Source organism: Jeotgalibaca sp. A122, from assembly GCF_052266715.1.
In the GTDB taxonomy this organism is placed as follows: domain Bacteria; phylum Bacillota; class Bacilli; order Lactobacillales; family Aerococcaceae; genus Jeotgalibaca.
On sequence record NZ_JBQPRB010000006.1, the window covers coordinates 15,859 to 35,465 of the forward strand.

At 42.7% G+C, this 19,607-nt stretch carries 18 protein-coding genes; 11 read left to right on the plus strand and 7 right to left on the minus strand.

What is annotated here, in order from left to right; genetic code table 11:
- Positions 1 to 137: 137 nt before the first annotated feature.
- Positions 138 to 830 (minus strand): DUF554 domain-containing protein, encoded by a 693-nt coding sequence (locus ACTU7M_RS07765; RefSeq protein WP_443473817.1) that lies wholly within the window; start codon positions 828 to 830, stop codon positions 138 to 140.
- 18 nt (positions 831 to 848) lie between these two features.
- On the minus strand, positions 849 to 1,094 hold the full coding sequence (locus ACTU7M_RS07770; protein ID WP_443473818.1) for a hypothetical protein: 246 nt from the start codon (positions 1,092 to 1,094) through the stop codon (positions 849 to 851).
- A gap of 121 nt (positions 1,095 to 1,215) precedes the next feature.
- Here ACTU7M_RS07770 and ACTU7M_RS07775 point away from each other — a divergent pair, with 121 nt between their 5' ends.
- The 4 genes from ACTU7M_RS07775 to ACTU7M_RS07790 all read left to right on the plus strand — a co-directional run bounded on the left by ACTU7M_RS07775 (position 1,216) and on the right by ACTU7M_RS07790 (position 4,776).
- A complete protein-coding gene (locus ACTU7M_RS07775) occupies positions 1,216 to 2,037 on the plus strand; it encodes a carbohydrate deacetylase (RefSeq protein ID WP_443473819.1) in 822 nt (273 codons plus the stop codon).
- A 130-nt stretch (positions 2,038 to 2,167) separates the two neighbouring features.
- A complete protein-coding gene (locus ACTU7M_RS07780; protein ID WP_443473820.1) occupies positions 2,168 to 3,523 on the plus strand; it encodes an APC family permease in 1,356 nt (451 codons plus the stop codon).
- A gap of 243 nt (positions 3,524 to 3,766) precedes the next feature.
- Positions 3,767 to 4,252: an AI-2E family transporter gene (locus ACTU7M_RS07785; protein WP_443473821.1), complete on the plus strand. Its 486-nt coding sequence runs from the start codon at positions 3,767 to 3,769 to the stop codon at positions 4,250 to 4,252.
- Positions 4,253 to 4,350: 98 nt separating this feature from the next.
- Positions 4,351 to 4,776: a hypothetical protein gene (locus tag ACTU7M_RS07790; protein WP_443473822.1), complete on the plus strand. Its 426-nt coding sequence runs from the start codon at positions 4,351 to 4,353 to the stop codon at positions 4,774 to 4,776.
- A gap of 36 nt (positions 4,777 to 4,812) precedes the next feature.
- Here the strand turns inward: ACTU7M_RS07790 and ACTU7M_RS07795 are convergent, their stop codons facing one another.
- Complete coding sequence (locus ACTU7M_RS07795; protein WP_443473823.1) at positions 4,813 to 6,261, minus strand: amidase; 1,449 nt, start codon at positions 6,259 to 6,261, stop codon at positions 4,813 to 4,815.
- 118 nt (positions 6,262 to 6,379) lie between these two features.
- Between ACTU7M_RS07795 and ACTU7M_RS07800 the strand changes: the two genes are divergently transcribed.
- The 3 genes from ACTU7M_RS07800 to ACTU7M_RS07810 are packed head-to-tail and all read left to right on the plus strand — an operon-like array spanning position 6,380 to position 9,435.
- Positions 6,380 to 7,498, plus strand: coding sequence for an efflux RND transporter periplasmic adaptor subunit (locus tag ACTU7M_RS07800; protein ID WP_443473824.1), 1,119 nt, complete (start codon positions 6,380 to 6,382; stop codon positions 7,496 to 7,498).
- A 3-nt stretch (positions 7,499 to 7,501) separates the two neighbouring features.
- Complete coding sequence (locus ACTU7M_RS07805; RefSeq protein ID WP_443473825.1) at positions 7,502 to 8,206, plus strand: ABC transporter ATP-binding protein; 705 nt, start codon at positions 7,502 to 7,504, stop codon at positions 8,204 to 8,206.
- On the plus strand, positions 8,203 to 9,435 hold the full coding sequence (locus ACTU7M_RS07810) for an ABC transporter permease (RefSeq protein ID WP_443473826.1): 1,233 nt from the start codon (positions 8,203 to 8,205) through the stop codon (positions 9,433 to 9,435). Before ACTU7M_RS07805 ends, ACTU7M_RS07810 begins: the two co-directional genes overlap by 4 nt.
- A gap of 70 nt (positions 9,436 to 9,505) precedes the next feature.
- Here the strand turns inward: ACTU7M_RS07810 and ACTU7M_RS07815 are convergent, their stop codons facing one another.
- Entirely contained in the window at positions 9,506 to 10,459 is a 954-nt protein-coding gene (locus ACTU7M_RS07815) for a lactate/malate family dehydrogenase (protein WP_443473827.1), read from the minus strand.
- Between the two features lie 160 nt (positions 10,460 to 10,619).
- Here ACTU7M_RS07815 and ACTU7M_RS07820 point away from each other — a divergent pair, with 160 nt between their 5' ends.
- A complete protein-coding gene (locus ACTU7M_RS07820) occupies positions 10,620 to 11,276 on the plus strand; it encodes an NADPH-dependent FMN reductase (protein ID WP_443473828.1) in 657 nt (218 codons plus the stop codon).
- Positions 11,277 to 11,351: 75 nt separating this feature from the next.
- On the plus strand, positions 11,352 to 11,783 hold the full coding sequence (locus ACTU7M_RS07825; protein ID WP_443473829.1) for a GatB/YqeY domain-containing protein: 432 nt from the start codon (positions 11,352 to 11,354) through the stop codon (positions 11,781 to 11,783).
- 38 nt (positions 11,784 to 11,821) lie between these two features.
- Here the strand turns inward: ACTU7M_RS07825 and ACTU7M_RS07830 are convergent, their stop codons facing one another.
- The 3 genes from ACTU7M_RS07830 to ACTU7M_RS07840 form a co-directional block, all read right to left on the minus strand.
- Positions 11,822 to 12,673 carry an aldo/keto reductase gene (locus ACTU7M_RS07830; RefSeq protein ID WP_443473830.1) on the minus strand — a complete coding sequence of 284 codons (852 nt, stop codon included), beginning with the start codon at positions 12,671 to 12,673 and terminating at the stop codon, positions 11,822 to 11,824.
- Between the two features lie 83 nt (positions 12,674 to 12,756).
- Positions 12,757 to 13,845 (minus strand): iron-containing alcohol dehydrogenase family protein, encoded by a 1,089-nt coding sequence (locus ACTU7M_RS07835; protein ID WP_443473831.1) that lies wholly within the window; start codon positions 13,843 to 13,845, stop codon positions 12,757 to 12,759.
- 31 nt (positions 13,846 to 13,876) lie between these two features.
- Positions 13,877 to 14,845: a bile acid:sodium symporter family protein gene (locus tag ACTU7M_RS07840; protein ID WP_443473832.1), complete on the minus strand. Its 969-nt coding sequence runs from the start codon at positions 14,843 to 14,845 to the stop codon at positions 13,877 to 13,879.
- Positions 14,846 to 15,311: 466 nt separating this feature from the next.
- On the opposite strand from ACTU7M_RS07840, the gene ACTU7M_RS07845 reads away from it, so the two are divergent.
- Together ACTU7M_RS07845 and ACTU7M_RS07850 are read left to right on the plus strand one after the other, a co-directional pair.
- Positions 15,312 to 15,818: a GNAT family N-acetyltransferase gene (locus ACTU7M_RS07845; protein WP_443473833.1), complete on the plus strand. Its 507-nt coding sequence runs from the start codon at positions 15,312 to 15,314 to the stop codon at positions 15,816 to 15,818.
- A gap of 499 nt (positions 15,819 to 16,317) precedes the next feature.
- Positions 16,318 to 19,569: a DEAD/DEAH box helicase gene (locus ACTU7M_RS07850; protein ID WP_443473834.1), complete on the plus strand. Its 3,252-nt coding sequence runs from the start codon at positions 16,318 to 16,320 to the stop codon at positions 19,567 to 19,569.
- The last annotated feature ends 38 nt before the right edge of the window (positions 19,570 to 19,607 follow it).

Genomic DNA, 19,607 nt, shown 5'->3' on the forward strand with positions numbered 1-19,607 from the left:
TAAAACTGATTACTCAAACGCAAAATCCCACTTGAGTAATCAGTTTAAACACAAAAGTGATTACTCAAAAAAAAACTCGTGCTTGAGTAATCACCCCAACAAGAAAACCGCCCAATCACAATGGATTGAGCGGTTTTCTACATGAATAAACTTAAAAGAATCGGCATGAAAACGGCCGGTGCAAAGTTCATCACTTTTAAATCAGTGATTTTCAACATATTCAAACTTAAGGCAATAATCAATAGCGAACCAACGCTGGTCAAATTATTAATCACGCCCTCTGTCAAGAGTGGAGCCAAGAATGAAGCGAAAACTGCTAAGCTGCCTTCATAAGCTATAATGACAAAACCGGACAGGGCAACGCCAATTCCCAGAGTTGAAGCCAAGACAATACAAACAATTCCATCAATCAAAGCTTTGGCAAATAGGGTACTGTGATCGTTGGCTAAACCACTCTGCATGGAACCAACTATTCCCATTGCCCCTACACAAACAATCAAACTGGCGGTCACAAATCCCTGCGCGATCGGAATCGTCTTATCCTTCGAATTTGCCGCAAATTTCAGTTCGAGTCGATTGCCAAAAGCATTTATCTTTTGATTCAAATCAAAGCCTTCACCAATTAAGGTTCCGAAAACCATGGAGAGAATGATGACCATCATATCATCGCCACTCAACAAACCGCTGATGCCGATATATAAAACACATAATCCTAGCGCACTCATCAAAGCATTACCGAGTCGCTCAGGCAAACCACTCTTCAAAGCTAGTCCAATGATGCCGCCTATAATAATGGCAACGCCATTAACCAGAGCACCCGTTAAAATCATCTTTTCACCTCATAATTATTATAATTTTGCCCGCAAAGCATCCGCGATGCCGCGCAAATGCTGCATGTCTTCTTTAGTTGGCTCTTCAATGGTCATCAATAACGTATCATTGACCACGTTGTCCTCTTCGTCATAAGCCATAATATACATATCCCCAAAGACATCATCCAAATCCTTGATTTGTTCAACGACGATATCCAACTTACTCTCACTATTTTCTGATTTAAAGGTCTCAAATTGTTTTAACAGTTCTTCTAAGTCCATTTTTGTTAACCTCTTTCTCATTTTGATAGCTCATTTTATCAATGATTTTAAAGATAAACAATAACTTTTGGATTTCAACGCAAAATTGCTTACAATAGGTGTATAAGAGGGAGGTGTCAATATGGCGAAGTATCTAATTGTTAACGCAGATGACATGGGAATCTGCAACGCGACCAATGCCGCAATTGAGGAACTGGCTTTAGCTGGAAGAATTACAGCCGCATCTTTGATGATCCTTGGTGATAGTGTGCAAGATGCCGTCCGCCGTATTGCTAAATTTAAACACCTAATCGGTATCGGCCTACACGTAACGTTGAGGCCAGATGAAGAAACCACTCGTTGGTTAAGCGATGAACCCCAAAACATGTACGAAGAAACCAAAAGTATTACGGCCATGAAAGAGATCGCCGCGCAATTTGAAAAGGGTCGAGCCTATGGTATTGCGTTCGATCATCTGGACAGCCATGGTGGAAGTCTTCATCAAGAAAGCCAGGTGGAATGTTTACCGGTTTGTCTTCATTTTTGTGCAACCCATAAATTACCTTTCCGCTATCCCAAAAATGAAAATGCCCTGGTCGACGTTACACCACATCCTCTAACCAAGCGAGTGGAGGACGCACAGTGTGAAGTCGCAGAGTTTGCCGAGAAAAAGGGTGTTCCTTTACCGGATCAAGTATTTTCCAACTTACTTCCGATTGAGGATATACAGTCGTACGAAGATTTGAAAAAATTTTACCTGGATGCGTTGCGCAACCTTCCTGAAGGAATCACCGAAGTCTATTTACATCCCTCAACCTCCGATAGTATCTTTTTCGAACAAAAACCTGAATGGCAGAAACGTGTATGGGAGTATGAATTTTTGATGGACGATGATTTTTTAAGAGTCATCACCGAAGAAGATATTCAGTTGGTCACGTGGTCTGAAGCGTTCGAATCTAAATAATTGACGTGCATGAGAGTATGCTATGGCATACTCTTTTTTTTATGCGAAAAGCAATGCTTGACATTGACTAGGCAGGCCATTAAAATCGAGGGAAGCAATTTTAAAAATACATAAGCAAAGGTCGTAAAATATGAACGAACCACACTTAAATAAAAATATAAGTAGTCTCACTGCGCTGACTGTTCTCGTTGGTACGGTTATTGGTGCAGGGGTCTTTTTCAAACCCACTGCTGTTTATTCTGCAAGTGGTGCTCCGGGAGTAGGACTCCTGGCATGGTTGGTGGCTGGATTTATCACGATTACCGGTGGCCTGACCGTCGCCGAAATTGGGACGATTTTTCCCCAAACAGGCGGTTTAATGGTTTACATGGAAAAAGTATACGGTGAATTCTGGGGATTTTTGGCCGGTTGGGCGCAGATGGTTGTGTATTTCCCAGCTAATTTCGCTGCCTTGGCCATCATTTTTGCAACGCAAGCCATTAGTTTAACGGGATTGGATGCCGTCTTGACGGTTCCGATTGCAATCGGTGTTTCACTCTTTATTGCGGCCATGAACTCACTGGGTACAAAGTACGGGGGGGCTATCCAGAATATTGCCACCTTTTTGAAATTAGTGCCGCTGGTTGCCATCATCATCGCCGGTTTCCTTTACCAAGGAGAAGGAACCGCGCAGCTGTTACCGTTCGCGGCGAGTGACCGTCCTTTTTTCACAGCTTTTAGTTCTGCTTTGGTTTCGGTTTTATTCGCCTATGATGGGTGGATGAACGTTAGCACATTAGCCGGAGAAATGAAAAATCCTGGTAAAACCCTGCCACGGGTTATTGTTGGTGGCTTGTCCATCGTCATGGCGATTTACTTGGCTATTAACGTGGCTTATCTATTTGTGGCCGACAGTGCAACTTTGGCAGCGACCGAAACACCAGCCGCAATTGTAGCATCAAGGCTGTTTCCAGGTATCGGCGGTGACTTAATAACAATGGGAATTTTGATATCTGTTTTTGGAGCCATGAACGGCTATTATATGTCCGGGATTCGTATCCCTTACGTATTGGCCCAAAAAGGCATGTTGCCTTTTTCCAATTGGTTCAAAACCCTGCAGAAAAAATCCAATGTTCCGGTAAACGGTGGGGTAGTCATGCTGGTCATTTCAATTTTGATGATGTTGACGGGCTCGTTTAACCAATTAACGGATTTAATCGTTTTTGTAATTTGGATCTTTACAACACTGACATTCCTGGCCGTCATGATTATGCGTAAGCGTGCGCCAGAAATCGAACGTGCCTACAAGGTTCCGCTGTATCCTTTTATTCCGTTATTGGCAATTGCAGGCGGTTTGTTTATATTGGTGAGCACGCTCCTCACGCAGCCCTTGAATGCTTTACTGGGAATAGGGTTAACCCTCATGGGTGTACCGGTATATCTGTACGCAAGGAAAAGTATCCCGGTACCTGTTGTTTCCAAAAAGAATAAATTAGAAAGAGGCTGATGCAGCCTCTTTTTTTCTATCTGGAAAAGGTGACTATTAAGATTCGTTATTTGAGCTAATCGTCGTGATTTTCCATAAACGCGACGATGATAAAATAAGCGAGTAGCTGATAGGCGCGAAATCACTCATTCACGCCGATTAGCAATTTTTAAAAAGCTAATCGGCGTTTTTTCATTCTCAAGACTGATGCCCCAGCTATTGCCATGTAGTAGTATAATATAATACAAGAAAGGTGGTTCAGCCATGAATAAATTCACTTATTATTTACAAGAAATCTCTAAATCTGTTTCCACTGGTATCGTTGGTTATTTGAAAGCAACATTGAAACTAGCTCTTTTGGGATTTTTGATATTGAGTATTGGATTATGGTTCTTCCGGGTTGATTTCTGGTTCATCAAGGCATTGTTAATTGCAGTTGTTGACATCATCCCCGTTGTAGGGAGTGGGATTGTCATGATTCCCTGGGCGCTCATCCATTTTTTCATGGGGAACACAACCCTCGCCTGGCAAATTGGGATTTTATATATCATTTTAGCAGTGGTGAGGCAGATTGCTGAGCCAGTATTGACGGGTCGCGCAATCGGTGTACATCCTATTTATACCTTTCTGGCCTCCATTGTTTGTGTCATGATTTTCGGACCACTCGGAGCTGTACTTGGCGCAATCGTCGCGGTTGTTTTTAAATCTGTCTTCGAAGTGTGGCGTTATCAAGAACGTGATCACCTCTAAATCCTATCGAATTTGCCAAATAGCGCGGTTTTCAGTATAATGTAAAACGTTGGTCCCTGAATGGACTCTATGCTATGGATAGAAAGAGGTAATTAATAATGAAGAAGAGAATTGACTTAACAGGCAGACAATTTGGCGATTTGACGGTTCTAGGTAAAGCAGAATCTAACCAAAAAGGCCGTTTCTGGAAAGTAAAATGTGTCTGTGGTAATGAATTAGTTGTTAAGCAATCTGATTTGAAAAACCAAGTTATCACAAGCTGTGGTCACGAAGTAACAGAAGCAACAAAACAAGCTAAACCAGCGGCACCGAAAAAAGCAGCAGCTCCTAAAAAAGCTAAAGCTCCCGCTCAAAAAACTTCAAACGGCACCGGATACGTTGGCGTTTCGAAAGTGGAACTAAAAAGTGGCACACGCTACAAAGCGAACATCAGTGTCGACGGTAAGAACAAGCATCTTGGAACATTCGATACACTTGAGGAAGCTGTAGCAGCTCGCCAAGAAGCAGAAGAATTATACAGATAACAAAAAGCGTGGAGGGCGACTCCACGCTTTTTCTTTTTATATAAACAACCCATCAGCCTCGATTGCTTCGCCCAGCGCAAGCAACCAATCTTCCCGGCCTTTTGGAGCCGTGAACTGTACTCCCAACGGCAAACCGTTCTCGGTTAAATGAACCGGTAGACTCAAAGCCGGCGCACCCGTCAAATTCGCTTGCATCCCGAATGGTGTAATCGGCAAACTCAAATCAAACATGTCCCAGACAATTTGTTGCTGCTCTGAAGCACCAAACTCCTGAACATTCGCCATCTTTTCCATCAATTCCGCCGACTGCCACGCGGTATCAATCCGCGGTGCCGCATCCGCTGTCGTTGGCGTCAACAACAAATCAAAATCTTCATGGAAAATGGCCATCGCTTCAGCTGCGGCGTCCCAACGTTTCAAAGTGTTCGAATATTCCGCAGCCGTTACCTTTTTACCAGCTTGATACAATACCCAACTCACCAGTTCCATATCATCCAGCGTAAATGCTCGGCCCAAGCTCTGTTCCATGCCTTGCAGCATGGAAGTCGTTTCCCCGCAGTTCATGATGTAATAACTCTTCATCAAGGCCACACCGTCATAATCGGGATCCTTTTCCACCACTTCATGGCCATTCGCTTCCAACCAGTCCACCATTTTCATGACCGCATCTTTTGCTTCCTGACTCACAACAGACAAAATAGGGGATTTCAATGAATAAGCTACCTTAAACTTCCGGCGTCCATTTGCAATGAAGCCATTTGGTAATAAAGGTGCCTGAAATGCCGCAGCTAATTGAACCGTCTGCATCGCCTCAACCATGGCCACCGTATCACGAATCGATTTCGTTAATGCAAAATCAATCGAGGCTCCTTGCCAATTCCGCCCCGAACCAGGTCCGACTGGCATGCGTCCGCGTGTGGGTTTTAGTCCGACCAATCCTGTAAACGAGGCAGGAATCCGAATGGAACCACCACCATCACTCGCACCGGCTACTGGTACCATGCCCGCCGCAACCGCTGCGCCGGCACCGCCACTGGAACCACCTGGTGAATAGTCCGTATTCCAGGGATTACGCGTAGAACCATAAATGCGCGCATCCGTAATATTCTTGAAGCCAAATTCTGGTACATTCGTTTGCCCAACCACCACGAATCCCGCATCCAATAACTTTTGTGTATAGTGGCTTGTCTGCGCACTCACATAATCCTTCAACAAAACGGAACCGGAAGTACTCGGCTCACCCGCCAAGGTCTGCCCCATATCTTTCAATAAAATAGGGACGCCGCCGAATGGTTTCCCACTGAAGTCACGCGTCTCTGCTTCACGCAAAGCCGCCTCAAAACGGGGATGGATGACCGCATTTAAGGAAGGATTTTCTTTTTCAATCTTATCTATTGTTTGTCGCACCAATTCTGTTGGTGAAACTTTTTTATCCCGAACTAACGCCGCAAAATGCAACGAATCTTCTTCACGATTTATCTGCAAAACGAAATCAGCTCCTTTAAAGTCATATTTTGATTATAGCATAGAAAGCGATTATCAAAATTTGTATTAAGGGTATAATATACCTATGCATGAAAATTGAAGCATTGGAGGAGCACGGATGAAGAAGAAAAAATGGTTTTTTATTTTAGCGTTAGCTATCCTGGCAACACTGGGATTTATTACTCTACAATTCACCCAAAAAGAACAGCCGGTGGAATCGATTGTTGATGAAGACCCATATGGCATTGAATATTATATGGTTCCGCCCATGGAACAAGTTTTTGTAAATGGTGTCGTAAAGCCGGAACAATCCCAAGATTTCCATCAGGACCAAACGCTTGGTGAAATGAGTGATTTGGCTGTTGCGAACGGTGAAATTGTTGAAACCGATACGCTGCTTTACAGCTATACGAATGAAGACGTTCAAAAAGAAATCAACCAATTGACCAATGAAGTGGCCCGTCTGGAAACACAGCGCGCCAATACTGCCTATAAACAGCAGCTCGCCATCGATCGCTGGTATGAAATGCCTGAAGAAGAGCGGACACAAACCCTGGAGGAAATTTATATGGAGTTCAACCTATCCGAACTCGATTCTCAAATCCAGGAGCAATACACCAACATCGCGATGATGGAAGAGGACATTTATACCGAAGTCCTTGCACCCTTCAAGGGAAAAGTGGTCATACCTGAAGAAAAAACCGCTGATACACCACTCTTGAAGCTCATTTCCGAGAACTTCTACGTTTCCGGTACCTTGAATGAGAAGGATTTGGAAAATGTAAAGATAAACCAAGCCGCAGACATTACCGTCGTTTCCAACAACTTTACGACACAGGGAAAAGTTTCTTTCGTTGATACGACACCCACCGAAGCCAACAGTGATCCTTACGGCGGCGCATCGACTATGTCTTCCTACCCGGTGAAATTAAGTTTTGATTCGTTGGAAGGAATTGTAAATGGGTATCACGTGCAGGCAACAATCCAATTGGAAGACAATCAAGTCGTTATTCCCACCGAAGCGATTCATACAGAGGGCAATAGCCATTATGTTTTGGTAAACGATTTTGGAACAGTAGCGAAACGTAGCATCCAACTTGGAAAAGAGACAGGAGGAAACACCATCGTCACAAGTGGTCTGGAAGCGGAGGATGAAATCATCATCTCATCAGAAGTTCCCGTTCAAGAAGGTGATATCCTGGATCCCGGTATGATGGACGTGCCAGAGGGGGAGTAGCACATGGAAATAGCGAAACGTCGTAAACTGGTGGAAATTAAAGAAGCCCGTAAAGTTTTTACTTCGGGAAAAATAGCAAATACCGTTTTAAAAGATGTTGATTTAACGATTTACGAAGGTGATTTTTTAATGATTTTGGGTAAATCGGGAAGTGGTAAAACGACTTTAATGAATATTATCGGCTTTTTGGATCGCTTAACGGAAGGTAATTATTATTTCCTGGGTGAGGAGGTCGCGAATCTGACTGAGAACCGCAAATCAGAAATTCGCAATGAGAATTTTGGTTTTATTTTTCAACAGTTTCATTTGATTGAATCCTTGAATGTTCATCAAAATGTCGAATTGCCACTTGTATATAATGGAAAAGCCAGCAAAAAAGAACGCTGGGATGCGGCGGGAAAATATTTGGATTCGGTCGGGATTCCGGAAAAGATGAAAGCAAGGACGACGGAATTGTCAGGTGGTCAGCAACAACGGGTGGCGATTGCGCGGGCGCTAATAAACGAACCGTTGTTGATTATGGCGGATGAGCCGACTGGGGCGCTGGATTCTGAAACAGGAACAGCTATTATGGAGTTGTTAAAAGGATTAAATCGCGAGGGTAAGACTATCGTCATGGTAACGCATGATGAGGATTTATTGCAATATGCCACCCGGGTTATTCGGATGCATGATGGTAGTTTCGTGGAAGAGGAGGCGGCAGGGTGATTCGAAATATTTTGATGAGTACGTTACTCAGTTTACGTGCCCATAAACTGCGTGTTTTCTTGACGATGGTCGGAATTATCATCGGGATTGCCTCGGTCGTCACGATTGCGGCACTAGGGGAAGGTGTGCGCCGGGAAAGCTTGAATTTGGCGGATACGACTCAAGCCAATGTTATGACTGTACAGCATGGAATTGCCCAAACCGATGATTCAGGCATGATGTATATTGAAGATACGTTTACTTTCTCGAAAGCGGATATGCGGCGTATTTCTCGAATCGAAGGGGTTGCCTCGGTATTGCCGGGTTACGGATCCTGGTCGGGTTCAAATACGGATATGTTTGATGTGAATTTGGATTACTTTGGGGCGCAGGCGTATACGGCCGTCACACCGTTTAAGCAAGAAACCCGGATTCAATATGGTCGCGATATCACACCGCATGATGTCGATCGGGATGTGATTGTATTGTCAGGTGATGTTTTGCAATACGGCATTGCGGTAGATGATCCCGAAACGTTGATTGGACAAGCTGTTAGTATGAACGGCTTTATGTATGAGGTAATTGGAATTAAAGAGCCCTATGATTATGAAAGCATGGTGCCGGACACAGCTTATACTTGGGAAGATGCTTACACGAGTGTTGTGCCACATGCAGCTTACAACCAATTGACTGGGGCACGGGAAATTCGTCAACTGAAAGTCAAAATAGCAGATGCAAGCGACCGTGAAATCGTCACGATGGCGGTAATCGATGACTTAATGACTGCCTATCCAAACGATGAAGGCTATTTTGAAGAAGACCGCTCCAATGAACAGATGATGGAAGAAATCAATACTTATATCAATGGCATTGTCATGTTCTTGGTGGCGATTACGGCGATTTCATTATTTGTTGGAGGAATTGGTGTCATGAATATCATGTACGTTTCGGTTACCGAGAGAAAACGCGAAATCGGCATCCGACGCGCAATTGGTGCCAAACCTCGGATGATTTTATGGCAGTTTTTGTTGGAAGCAGCCTTTATCACTTTTATTGGTGGTGTGATTGGATTGTTATTGGGATATGGCGCTGCTCTTTTAGTGGGTTACTTCATCAATATCCCTGTTTTCTTGACACCATCCATCATGATTATTTCTACGTCCGTTTCAATCGTGACTGGACTTGTATTTGGCATTATTCCTGCTTTGAGTGCTTCACGCATGGATCCGATTAAGGCGATTTATCAATAGGCAATGATTTTTGTGTGACAATTATTCATATATCAAAAGAACGGACTGGGAAAAATCCCAGTCCGTTCTTTTAATAACTCGCAATGGCTTTTTTTATGTCAGCGATGGAAAGGCCGAGCTTTTGCTCTTCTTCTTCACTAAGGGGTAAGGCGATTTGCAGTTCCAAGCCGTCTTTTCCAATGATGCATGGAGTACTGAAAGCAACCTCGCCGGTCATACCATACAAACCATCAATCGTCGCACAAACAGGGAAGATGGCTTTTTCATCCAAAGCAATGGCACGCAAGATGGCTGCAGCTACCTCGGCTATGGCTGTGTTTGTCCAGCCTTTCCAAATAAAAACATCATTTGCTGTTTGGACTACTTCTTGGGTAATAGCGTCTGGGGTAAGAGGTTCATGGATCGGCAATAACTGTTGTGCTTCTTTAAAAGGAATGCCGGAAATGGTGATACTGTCGAACAAAGGGAGTGCCGTTGTACCATGTTCGCCGATGACCAGTCCACTGACCGCTTTCCCGTCTACTTGGAACATGCGTGCAATGATTTGGCGTAAGCGGAACGTGTCCAGAGTCGTACCCGTACCAAAAATCTTGCCCTTTGGATAATCAAATTCATTTTCAGCAATGTACGTCACGGAATCAACCGGGTTGGTGATGATGACGATGATGGCATCGCGCGTGTAACGCGTAATGCCAGCCATAACTTCGCGTACTTCACGGATATTTTCTTTCCCCCACGCCGTACGAAGAATGCTGTTTTCATTTTCTGGAAGTTCAGGTACGGCTACTGCAATAACAATAATATCTGCATCTTGGCAAGCACGATAATCACCATGTTGAATGGTCGTATTTCCCCGATAGAAGGCAGATAGGGCGTGGGTATTGTCCAAGCCTTCTGCTTCAGCTACCTTTTCTTTTTTATCGATGATAGTGATAGTAGAAAAGAGATTCAAGTGAGCAGCTGACGTCACGACTTGAGAACCCACATGGCCTGATCCAATGACCACAAGTTTGTTTGTTTTCATAATTTTCCTCATTTCTTTTTAATGTATTATAGCGTAATAATCTCGAATTTAAAATATTTTATTAAAACTGTTGACAAAAAATAAGTATCGTTATATACTTATTTCGAAATCAAGATAAATGAATTCGGATATAAAGAATTCAAAGATAAGGAGAACAATAATGTCTAACAAAAGTATTTTTTCGCGATTGGCTTCTTTCTTGAAAGGTAGCGAATCAGCAGCAGTAAATAATCCCACAGTAGAAAAGGAGAACAAAATTATGAAAATCGGAATTATCTCAGGTAGTGTACGTGAAGGAAACAACGCAACAGCAGTATCAGAATGGGTATTGGATTTCGCAACAAAACGTGGCGACGAAGGCGTGGAGTACGAATTAGTTCATCTTGCAGATTTCGATCTACCATTGATGGGCGCTAAAGTTCCAGTAGAATACCAAGAAAAAGCTGGCGCAGCAATCAAAGCTTGGTCAGAAAAAATGGCTTCATTTGATGGCTACATCTTCATCACACCAGAATACAACCATGCTCTAGGTGGCGCATTGAAGAATGCTCTCGATTACTTGAAACCAGAAGTTGCTAACAAAGCAGCTGCAATGGTTGGATACGGTAGCTTGGGTGGCGCACGTGCTCACGAAAACCTACGTATCATCTTGGGTGAGTTGAGTGTTGCGACTGTACACACTACAACTAACTTCTCATTGATGACAGACTTCGAAAACATGTCAGTCTTCAAACCAAACCCATACAACGAAGTAAATGCTAACGGTATGTTGGATGATCTATTGCTATGGTCAAAAGCTTTCGAAACAATTCGTTAATCTGATTTTTCAAGAGTGCCGGGTTTCCTGGCACTCTATTTTTATGCTAAAATAAACTACAAAGGAGTGGTAACGATGACCATCAAAGAACAAGTAAGTAAAGATTTCATTCAAGCGCGTAAAGACCGCGACACATTGAAGACAAACGTTTTACGTATCATCAAATCTCATTTCGATGCCTTCAAAATCGATGAAGGCCGCGACATGGATGAAAAAGAACAAATCAATTACCTTTTGAAAGAACAAAAACAAACCGAAGAAGCCATCACATTTGCCAAAGAAGCAAACCGCGATGACTTAGTGGAAGAAAACCAAGCAAAATTGGCGATTATTTCCAGCTATCTCCCCCAAATGATGACGGAAGAGGAAGTCAGAACATTTTTGACGGAAAAAGGTGTCCCGGATATGGCTATGAAAGATGCGATGAAGTTAGCTATGGGAGAACTTGACGGCAAGGCTGAAAAGAAAATGGTTTCCCAAATCGTCAAAGAATTACTAGGCAAATAATAAATACCCCGAGCCAAATTGGTCTCGGGGTATTTTTGTCAAAACTCTTCGTAAACATTGGGGTCTTGATTGGCGATGCGGCCGTCTGGTTTCGTTAAAGACGAGATAGTAGCCATTTCATCTGCGGTTAATGCAAAATCAAAAATGGAAATATTCTCATGCTGGTGAGCGAAATTCCGCGAACTTGGTATCGGAATAGTTCCCAATTGAACATGCCAACGCAAAATGACTTGGGTCAATGACTTATTGTATTTTTCACCAATTCCGGCAATCACGGGATTTTCCAATAAATCCCCAGCCAGTTTACGGCCCATTGGACTCCAGGACTCAACTTGAATGTCACGCTCCAGTGAATATTCCAATAATTCCTTATTATTAAAATAAGGGTGTAATTCGATTTGGTTCATGCTTGGTAGGACACCTGTTTCTTTCTCCAGGGTCTCAATGTGTTCCGGAAGGAAGTTGGAAACCCCGATGGAGCGAATCAGCCCCCATTTTTGGGCATCGATCAAAGCCCGCCAAGCATCCACAAATTTACCTTGTTTGGGATTGGGCCAGTGAATCAAATACAAATCATAATAGTCCAGATTTGCCCGGTATAACGATTCCTGGATGGTGTATATCGCCTTATCATACTCCTGATAGCGGCCGGGAAGCTTGGAGGTTACCACGATTTCCTCGCGGGGAACACTGCTGCGTTCAATGGCTCGACCAACTGTCGCCTCGTTTTCGTAATTATAAGCCGTATCAAGCAACCGGTAACCATTTTGCAAAGCCGAATCGATGGCGCGCACTCCTTCGGCACCTTTCAAGCGAACCGTACCGAAACCAATAGCTGGAACAATAAGACCATCCCGTAATGTAATCGCTGGTACATCTTGCTGTGACATTTGTCATTCCTCCTAGAATTATGTTAATTCCAGTCTATCAAATTATTCCCTTTATTACCGTTTTTGAACCTCGCTTGGCTTTGTTATTTTTGAACGGCCACTTTATCTTCTAAGTATTCCACAGCTTTCATCGCATTCAACACAATTTCTTTTGTTACATGCGGTACTGCCAAGTTAAATGTCTCTTCTTTTGAAGCAGCAAAGGCGGCAACTTTTTCAGCTTTGGCATAAAAATCCTCTGACACTCCGAAATCAGCAAAACGATGTGGGAAATGGTTCTCAGCAAAGAAGGGCAACAACTTACGGACTTCATCTTCATCCCCGCCAGCCCACAGTTGAACCAACACGCCGTAAGCAACTTTCACACCGTGCTCGTAAAGGTGCGTTTCCGGCACAAGTGACATACCATTATGGATGGCATGCGCACCAGCCATCCGACCATATTCACCAGCAAACCCCCCAACAGTCCCAGCGATTGCTACTACCGCTTCCGCCACATTTTGAAAAGCAGTTGTAACTTCGTGGCGCTCCATGCTTGCCAAAGCTTCTTTACTTTCAGCTAGTAGTAACTCCTGGGTTACCTTTGCTGTGTTCAAACCCACCTGGACCATTGCCGGAAGGGGCCCGACCACATTTCGGGTGATTCCTTCTGCTTCGTACCATTTGGCCAACGTATCGCCAATGCCGCCCATAAAATATTTCTTGGGTGATTCTACTAGTAAGTCCAGATCCATCAAGCACAACAGAGCCGCTTTCTCATAGTATTGCACATTCTTAAACGTATGATCCGGATGATAAACAGCGGAAAGAGGGGTATAAGCCGCACAGGTTCCCAGTACGGTCGGAATGGTTACATACTCAACGTGCAACACTTCCGCAGTCCCTTTAGCTGTGTCCAAAACACGGCCACCACCGATTCCAACCACGCAATCTGTTCCCCGGATTAAGTCAGCTAAACGATCCATGTCTTCATTAGAAGCAGTACCATCATAGCGATAAACGGGTAAATTCAAGGATCCTGAATAATGTTTTTTAAATGCTTCATAAGATTTTTCACCCGTTACCACAACAGGATTTTTGAATGTCGCTAATTTTTCATCGAGATATTTCAATACACCTTGGCCACTTAAAAATTGACCAGGACCTGGACGAACAACTTGACTCAAACGCATAATCGTTTCCTTCTTTCTGAATGTCTATTTCCTATGCTTCAACAACAGCAACTTTTTCTGTTTTAACTGTCTCTGCAGCATCTTTGTTGCTACAGAAGCTAGCATATAAAGTCCCAAACAATGTATGAACAATCGTACCAGCTGCACCGGCTAAAGCGGCCGCAGGGTTGAAATGGGTCAAACCAAGACTACCTGCCAAACCGGTATTTTGAACACCGATTTCAATTGCCATTGCACGGGTAGCGGGAAGATCGATTTTGAATAATTTACAAACAGCGTAACCCGCTACGAAGCCAAAAACGTTATGCATCCAAACAATCAAGAACATCACCAATCCAGTCCCTAATAATGTTTCTGAATTCAATGACACTGTTCCGCCCAAAACGAGTAATACAGCTATAGCTGATAAGGAAGGCAGTAAGGTATGGAAAGGTTCCACATACTTGCCTAAGAAACGATTAACGGCCAGCCCACCCAAAATCGGCACCAAAACAACTTTAACGATAGAGAGGAACATTGGCATAAAAGGAATATCTATATAAGCGCCTCCGTAGAAAGAGAGTAATAAGGGCGTCATTACGGGAGATAGCAAAGTTGAAACAGAAGTCGCTGATACTGAAAGAGGCACATCGCCATTTGCTAAATAGGTCAAAACATTTGAGGAAGTTCCACCCGGAACGCTACCTACCAAGATTAAGCCTAAAGCGATATCGGAAGGCAATTGGAATAATTTAGCTAATAAGAATGCTGATAAGGGCATGACGCCAAATTGCATTGTTGCCACCAAGAGCACTTGCCATGGTTTACGGAATACTTCACTAAAATCGCTAGGTTTCATTGTCATTCCCATTGTGAACATGACGATCTGAAGAAAGAATGTCGTATGGCCACTTGCCCATAAGAAGGTTTGTGGTACGAATAGTGCTGCTGCCGCAACAAGCACGACAACAAAGGCAAGATATTTGTTAAAGAAAACATTGAACTGTTTGAATAATTTCATAATAAATCCTCCATTTTTACAATTATTATTTTTAATAGGGCCAATATCACTTTCCATCTCGTCACATCCTTTCGCTAAGAAACAAAAAAAGGCCACCCATTCATACAACTGAATGGGTGGCCTAAGTCCCATTCACCAAACAATCGCGAATAGGACTTAAACATCGTTAGAAATTTTCTACGAGTCTAAATCCTGTTATTAATAATAATAATGATTGCTTGGGTGAATGTGCGGTTCATGGGACATATTCCTCTCGTTTCTTGATTTCATCAAGTATAATGGCCGTAACCTAAAAAAGTCAACTTATTTTTTAACTTTAATTTAATGATGGGGTTTTATTTTTCATTAAAAAAGTATTATATTGTCTTTTTTGCTGGAAAATATAAAGAATTCTTGGACTACTACAGGGCATTTAAGTTATAGTTAGAAGGCATGGAAAACTAGATAGATGGACAGGTGATAAATGATGCAGTTTATTAAAGCGACACCAAAAGACTTACCTGCAATCATGGAAATTATAGATGACGCAAAGGCACTATTGAAAGCAAATGGTATTGATCAATGGCAAAAAGGATACCCTAATGAACAAGTCTTAGGCGATGATATTGCGAACGATGATTTATATCTTGTTCAAGAAGAAGATGAAATTGTAGCGGTTTTTGCCCTGATTTTCGGCGAAGATCCTAATTATAAAGTGATTGAAAAAGGCAACTGGTTAACGGACTTTCCTTACAGCGCTATTCACCGTGTAGCAGTCAAAAAAGACAAGCTGGGCCGTGGCGTTATGGGCCGTATTTTCGAGGTATCTGAACAGATGACTCGTGAGAAAGGACTCAAATCCTTGCGAATTGACACGCATCCCGATAATCAAAGTATGCAGAGGGCATTAACGAAAGCAGGATATCAATATTGTGGACATGTTTTCATGGGGAATGGCGATTTGCGTTTTGCCTATGAAAAACCTTTGACTTGAGTATGATCGGATTCAGTAAAGACTGAAAAATACGGGTATCTGCTTTCATTTCTTCGGATGGCTAGTATTATTTCCTGCAGTAAACGGACGCACACGCGTCCGCTTTTTGTTCTTGGGACAATTATCTTTTTTTATCCTTAGTGCGGCTTTAAGCAGAAAATTATTTTGGGAACGCCGCATTTAGGCGTAAAGTGCGGCGATTAGAAAAATAATAATCCCCGAACGCCGCATTTAGGCCCAAAGTGCGGCGATTAGAAAAATGGTAAGCTCCGAACGCCGCATTTAGGCGTAAAGTGCGGCGATTAGAAAAATAATAATCCCCGAACGCCGCATTTAGAGCCCAAACGCGGCGTTCCAAGTACGGTAAAAGTTTAATCGTCGCACTCAACCCGATTCACGCGAACAACTTCCTGAGTAATCTATCCAGATAAGTTGACGCTATTCTAAATCGTGCATATGTTATAATGAAAAGATGAAATGTTTCTGGGAGGGATTGCAGATGGAATGGGACCATATACCCATGGATTCTTTTTTAGCCAATGACGTGCCTGTGAAAATTGCTGAGAAGGGTTTGCTTATTTATGAAAGTAATGAATTTGTCTCGGTTAAAGCGACCGAAAAGAAAAATAAAGTTACTTTAAAAGCAGATTTTGAAGAAGGCGATACTACTTTGGTTGTCTTCGATTATTCCAAACATCAGCTGACTGCTGAGTGCTCGTGTGAGTACTATGATACGCATATAACACCTTGCGAACATATTATAGCGGTCATATATAAATATAACGAATTAGCAACTGAACATAATACTGGACAGAAACAGAAAAAAGTTGAGCCACCTAAAAACCCCTATCAAGCAGCAGAATACATGATGACTTACATGGCAGATTTCCTTGATGCCGATACAGGGTTCAGGGGGCGCGAGAAATTGAAGTTTGAATATCAATTCGCGATCCAATCACTGGATGATGATGAAGAGTGTTCGGTACGTATCAAAGTCGGAACGGATAAACTTTATCAAATGAAGGATATCGAACAGACGGCTCAAAATTTGTTGGGTGATTATCCGCAAGCTTTTGGTAAACATTTTGAATACGATCCAGCGGAACATTATATCGATTCCCGCGACCGAAACATGCTGCATCTGTTGATGAACTTAAAAGATTACCGCTATCAATCGCGAAACTATTACAATTTTTCAGCCGGGAACAAGAGCGAAATCATTATTCCCAATGTCATGATTAAAGAAGTGCTCAAGAAAATTCTGGAAATGAAGTATCACGTTGTCAAAATCCACCACCGTGATCCTGAGTATTTAGTCATAAAAGATCCGGTCGTATTCGACGAGGGCGAAACGTTGTTGCCTTTGCAGTTTGAAATATCGGAAGATCCGGAACAGGATGGCGTCTACCAGTTCCAGTCAGATGCCCTATTTGATCAGGATTTACAAGTTTTCCCGTATCAAAAAATGATGATTTACGAAAATGATATTTTCTTTTTATCTGAAGAAGATAATCGCCTTTTTCGGATTTTAGCCAATGCGACCGGGAATGACAGAACTCAAACCGTCAAAATACCCAAAACAATGATGCGCGAATTCATGACAAGTTCTTTGCCAACCGTTCAAAAACGCTTCCCTTTGAAAATTTCTCAAAAAGTCCAGGAAGAATTCCAGAGAAAACCATTGAAAGCCAAACTTTACCTGGATATGCTTGAAGGTAAACTTTGGATTGATTTGAAGTTTTTCTACGGAGAAGAAAGCTACCGTCCCATGATTTACAATGACCACAACGCCTTGCCTGAAACAGTCTTAAACGATTTGCAGGCGGAGGGTAAAATCTTGAACGTTATCTACGATTTCGAATTTGAATTTACTTATGAGGAAGACCAACTGACATTAAGTGATCCTGATGATATTTTCCGTTTCATTTATGATGCATTGCCGGAGTTAGGTCCCTTGATGGAAGTTTATACGACCTCGAGTGTGGAACACCTGATTTATACAGCGCCAACGTCACCGCGTTTGGTGATTGACATGAATGAAAAAAGCAATCTCCTGCAAGTAACTTTCGATATTGAAGGCATCAATGAAACTGAGTTGCGTAAAATCATGAAGGATTTGGCTGCCAACAAACGCTATCGACGTTTGTCGAATGGGAAGTTGGTCAATTTGCAGGATAAAGTTTTCCAGCAGTACCAAGATACCTTGGATAAGTTGGATATAAGTCCAAGTAAAGTCAAGAGTGAGATGGAAATGCCGTTGCATCGTATTTTCGCATTAGATGATGAAATGCTGAAGCTAGCCGATTTGAAAAAACCAGTTAAAGAATTTTTGAAACGACTTGATTCATTGGAAGAAAAAAACTATCCATTTCCCGAGGCACTCTCTGCCAAATTACGTCCTTACCAAGAAGAGGGCTATCAATGGCTAAAAACATTAGATGAATATGGCTTTGGTGGTGTATTGGCCGATGACATGGGATTAGGAAAAACCATTCAAGCTCTCACTTACATTGCATCGACAATTGAAAAAGAGAATGAACCTATTTTAGTGATCTGTCCTTCCAGTGTTCTTTTCAACTGGCAAAAAGAGGCGAAACAGTTCATTCCGGGCATCGAGCCCGTCTTGATTACCGGCACCAAAGAAGAACGCGAAGCTTTGATTAAAAAAGCGAAACAAGACCAGACAAAACTTTGGATTACCTCCTATCCAGTATTGTTGCGCGATGCGGAATATTATCAAGACATCCATTTCCGTAGTGTCATTCTGGATGAGGCACAAATCGTAAAAAATAATATTGCCAAAACGACCAAAGCCGTCCGTCAAATCAAGGCGAACACCAAATTTGCCCTGAGCGGAACGCCTTTGGAAAATCAACTGGGAGAACTGTATTCAATCTTCTCGATTGTGGTACCGGGTCTGTTTCCCACTCAAAAAGGGTTCAAGGATTTGGACATCGCCCAAATTAATCGTAAAATCCGTCCATTCGTATTACGTCGCTTGAAGAAAGACGTGTTAACAGAGTTGCCGGACAAAGTGGAATCAATCGAGTATATCGATTTGGCTGAAAGCCAAAAATCGTTATATCTCTCCCAATTACGTTTGGTGCGTAACGAAACCAGCGAGTTGCTGGATGCAGGGACGGTCGACGAGAACCGCATCAAGATTTTGGCAGGGCTAACCCGATTACGCCAAATCTGTTGCGATCCGCGTCTGGTTAATCCGGATTATGAAGGCGAGTCAGCGAAGCTAACTCGTTTGATGGAATACTTGGATAATGCCCGCGAAAATGGTAAACGCGTTGTGCTGTTCTCACAATTCACCCAAATGCTGCAACTGATTCAAAAACGATTAGCCGAACAAAACCGTGATTATTTTTATTTGGATGGCCGCACTGCCAATATTGATCGTTTGAAACTGACGACCCGTTTCAACGAAGGTGAGAAAGATCTATTCTTGATTTCGTTACGGGCAGGTGGAACGGGTCTGAATTTGACCGGTGGCGATACGGTTATCTTATATGATAGCTGGTGGAACCCTGCCGTTGAAAGCCAGGCTACCGACCGCGTTCATCGCTTCGGTCAAACCAAAAAAGTCCAGGTTATCCGCATGATTTGTGCGGGAACCATTGAGGAACGTATAAACGAATTACAAGGCAAGAAAAGGGAATTGATTGACCAAGTCATTACGGAAGGAAAGCAATCTTTCAGTAGCTTGACGAAGGACGAAATCATGACGATTTTAGCAGAATGAAGTAACCTCCCCACTGATTAAGGTGGGGATTTTTAATT

Coding starts and splice junctions, on each gene's coding strand:
- ACTU7M_RS07845 (WP_443473833.1), top strand. CDS start 15,312: ATGCAGTTTATTAAAGCGACACCAAAAGACTTACCTGCAATCATGGAA.
- ACTU7M_RS07850 (WP_443473834.1), top strand. CDS start 16,318: ATGGAATGGGACCATATACCCATGGATTCTTTTTTAGCCAATGACGTG.
- ACTU7M_RS07830 (WP_443473830.1), bottom strand. CDS start 12,673: ATGTCACAGCAAGATGTACCAGCGATTACATTACGGGATGGTCTTATT.
- ACTU7M_RS07765 (WP_443473817.1), bottom strand. CDS start 830: ATGATTTTAACGGGTGCTCTGGTTAATGGCGTTGCCATTATTATAGGC.
- ACTU7M_RS07800 (WP_443473824.1), top strand. CDS start 6,380: ATGAAGAAGAAAAAATGGTTTTTTATTTTAGCGTTAGCTATCCTGGCA.
- ACTU7M_RS07780 (WP_443473820.1), top strand. CDS start 2,168: ATGAACGAACCACACTTAAATAAAAATATAAGTAGTCTCACTGCGCTG.
- ACTU7M_RS07835 (WP_443473831.1), bottom strand. CDS start 13,845: ATGCGTTTGAGTCAAGTTGTTCGTCCAGGTCCTGGTCAATTTTTAAGT.
- ACTU7M_RS07785 (WP_443473821.1), top strand. CDS start 3,767: ATGAATAAATTCACTTATTATTTACAAGAAATCTCTAAATCTGTTTCC.
- ACTU7M_RS07815 (WP_443473827.1), bottom strand. CDS start 10,459: ATGAAAACAAACAAACTTGTGGTCATTGGATCAGGCCATGTGGGTTCT.
- ACTU7M_RS07820 (WP_443473828.1), top strand. CDS start 10,620: ATGTCTAACAAAAGTATTTTTTCGCGATTGGCTTCTTTCTTGAAAGGT.
- ACTU7M_RS07840 (WP_443473832.1), bottom strand. CDS start 14,845: ATGAAATTATTCAAACAGTTCAATGTTTTCTTTAACAAATATCTTGCC.
- ACTU7M_RS07775 (WP_443473819.1), top strand. CDS start 1,216: ATGGCGAAGTATCTAATTGTTAACGCAGATGACATGGGAATCTGCAAC.
- ACTU7M_RS07825 (WP_443473829.1), top strand. CDS start 11,352: ATGACCATCAAAGAACAAGTAAGTAAAGATTTCATTCAAGCGCGTAAA.
- ACTU7M_RS07790 (WP_443473822.1), top strand. CDS start 4,351: ATGAAGAAGAGAATTGACTTAACAGGCAGACAATTTGGCGATTTGACG.
- ACTU7M_RS07770 (WP_443473818.1), bottom strand. CDS start 1,094: ATGGACTTAGAAGAACTGTTAAAACAATTTGAGACCTTTAAATCAGAA.
- ACTU7M_RS07805 (WP_443473825.1), top strand. CDS start 7,502: ATGGAAATAGCGAAACGTCGTAAACTGGTGGAAATTAAAGAAGCCCGT.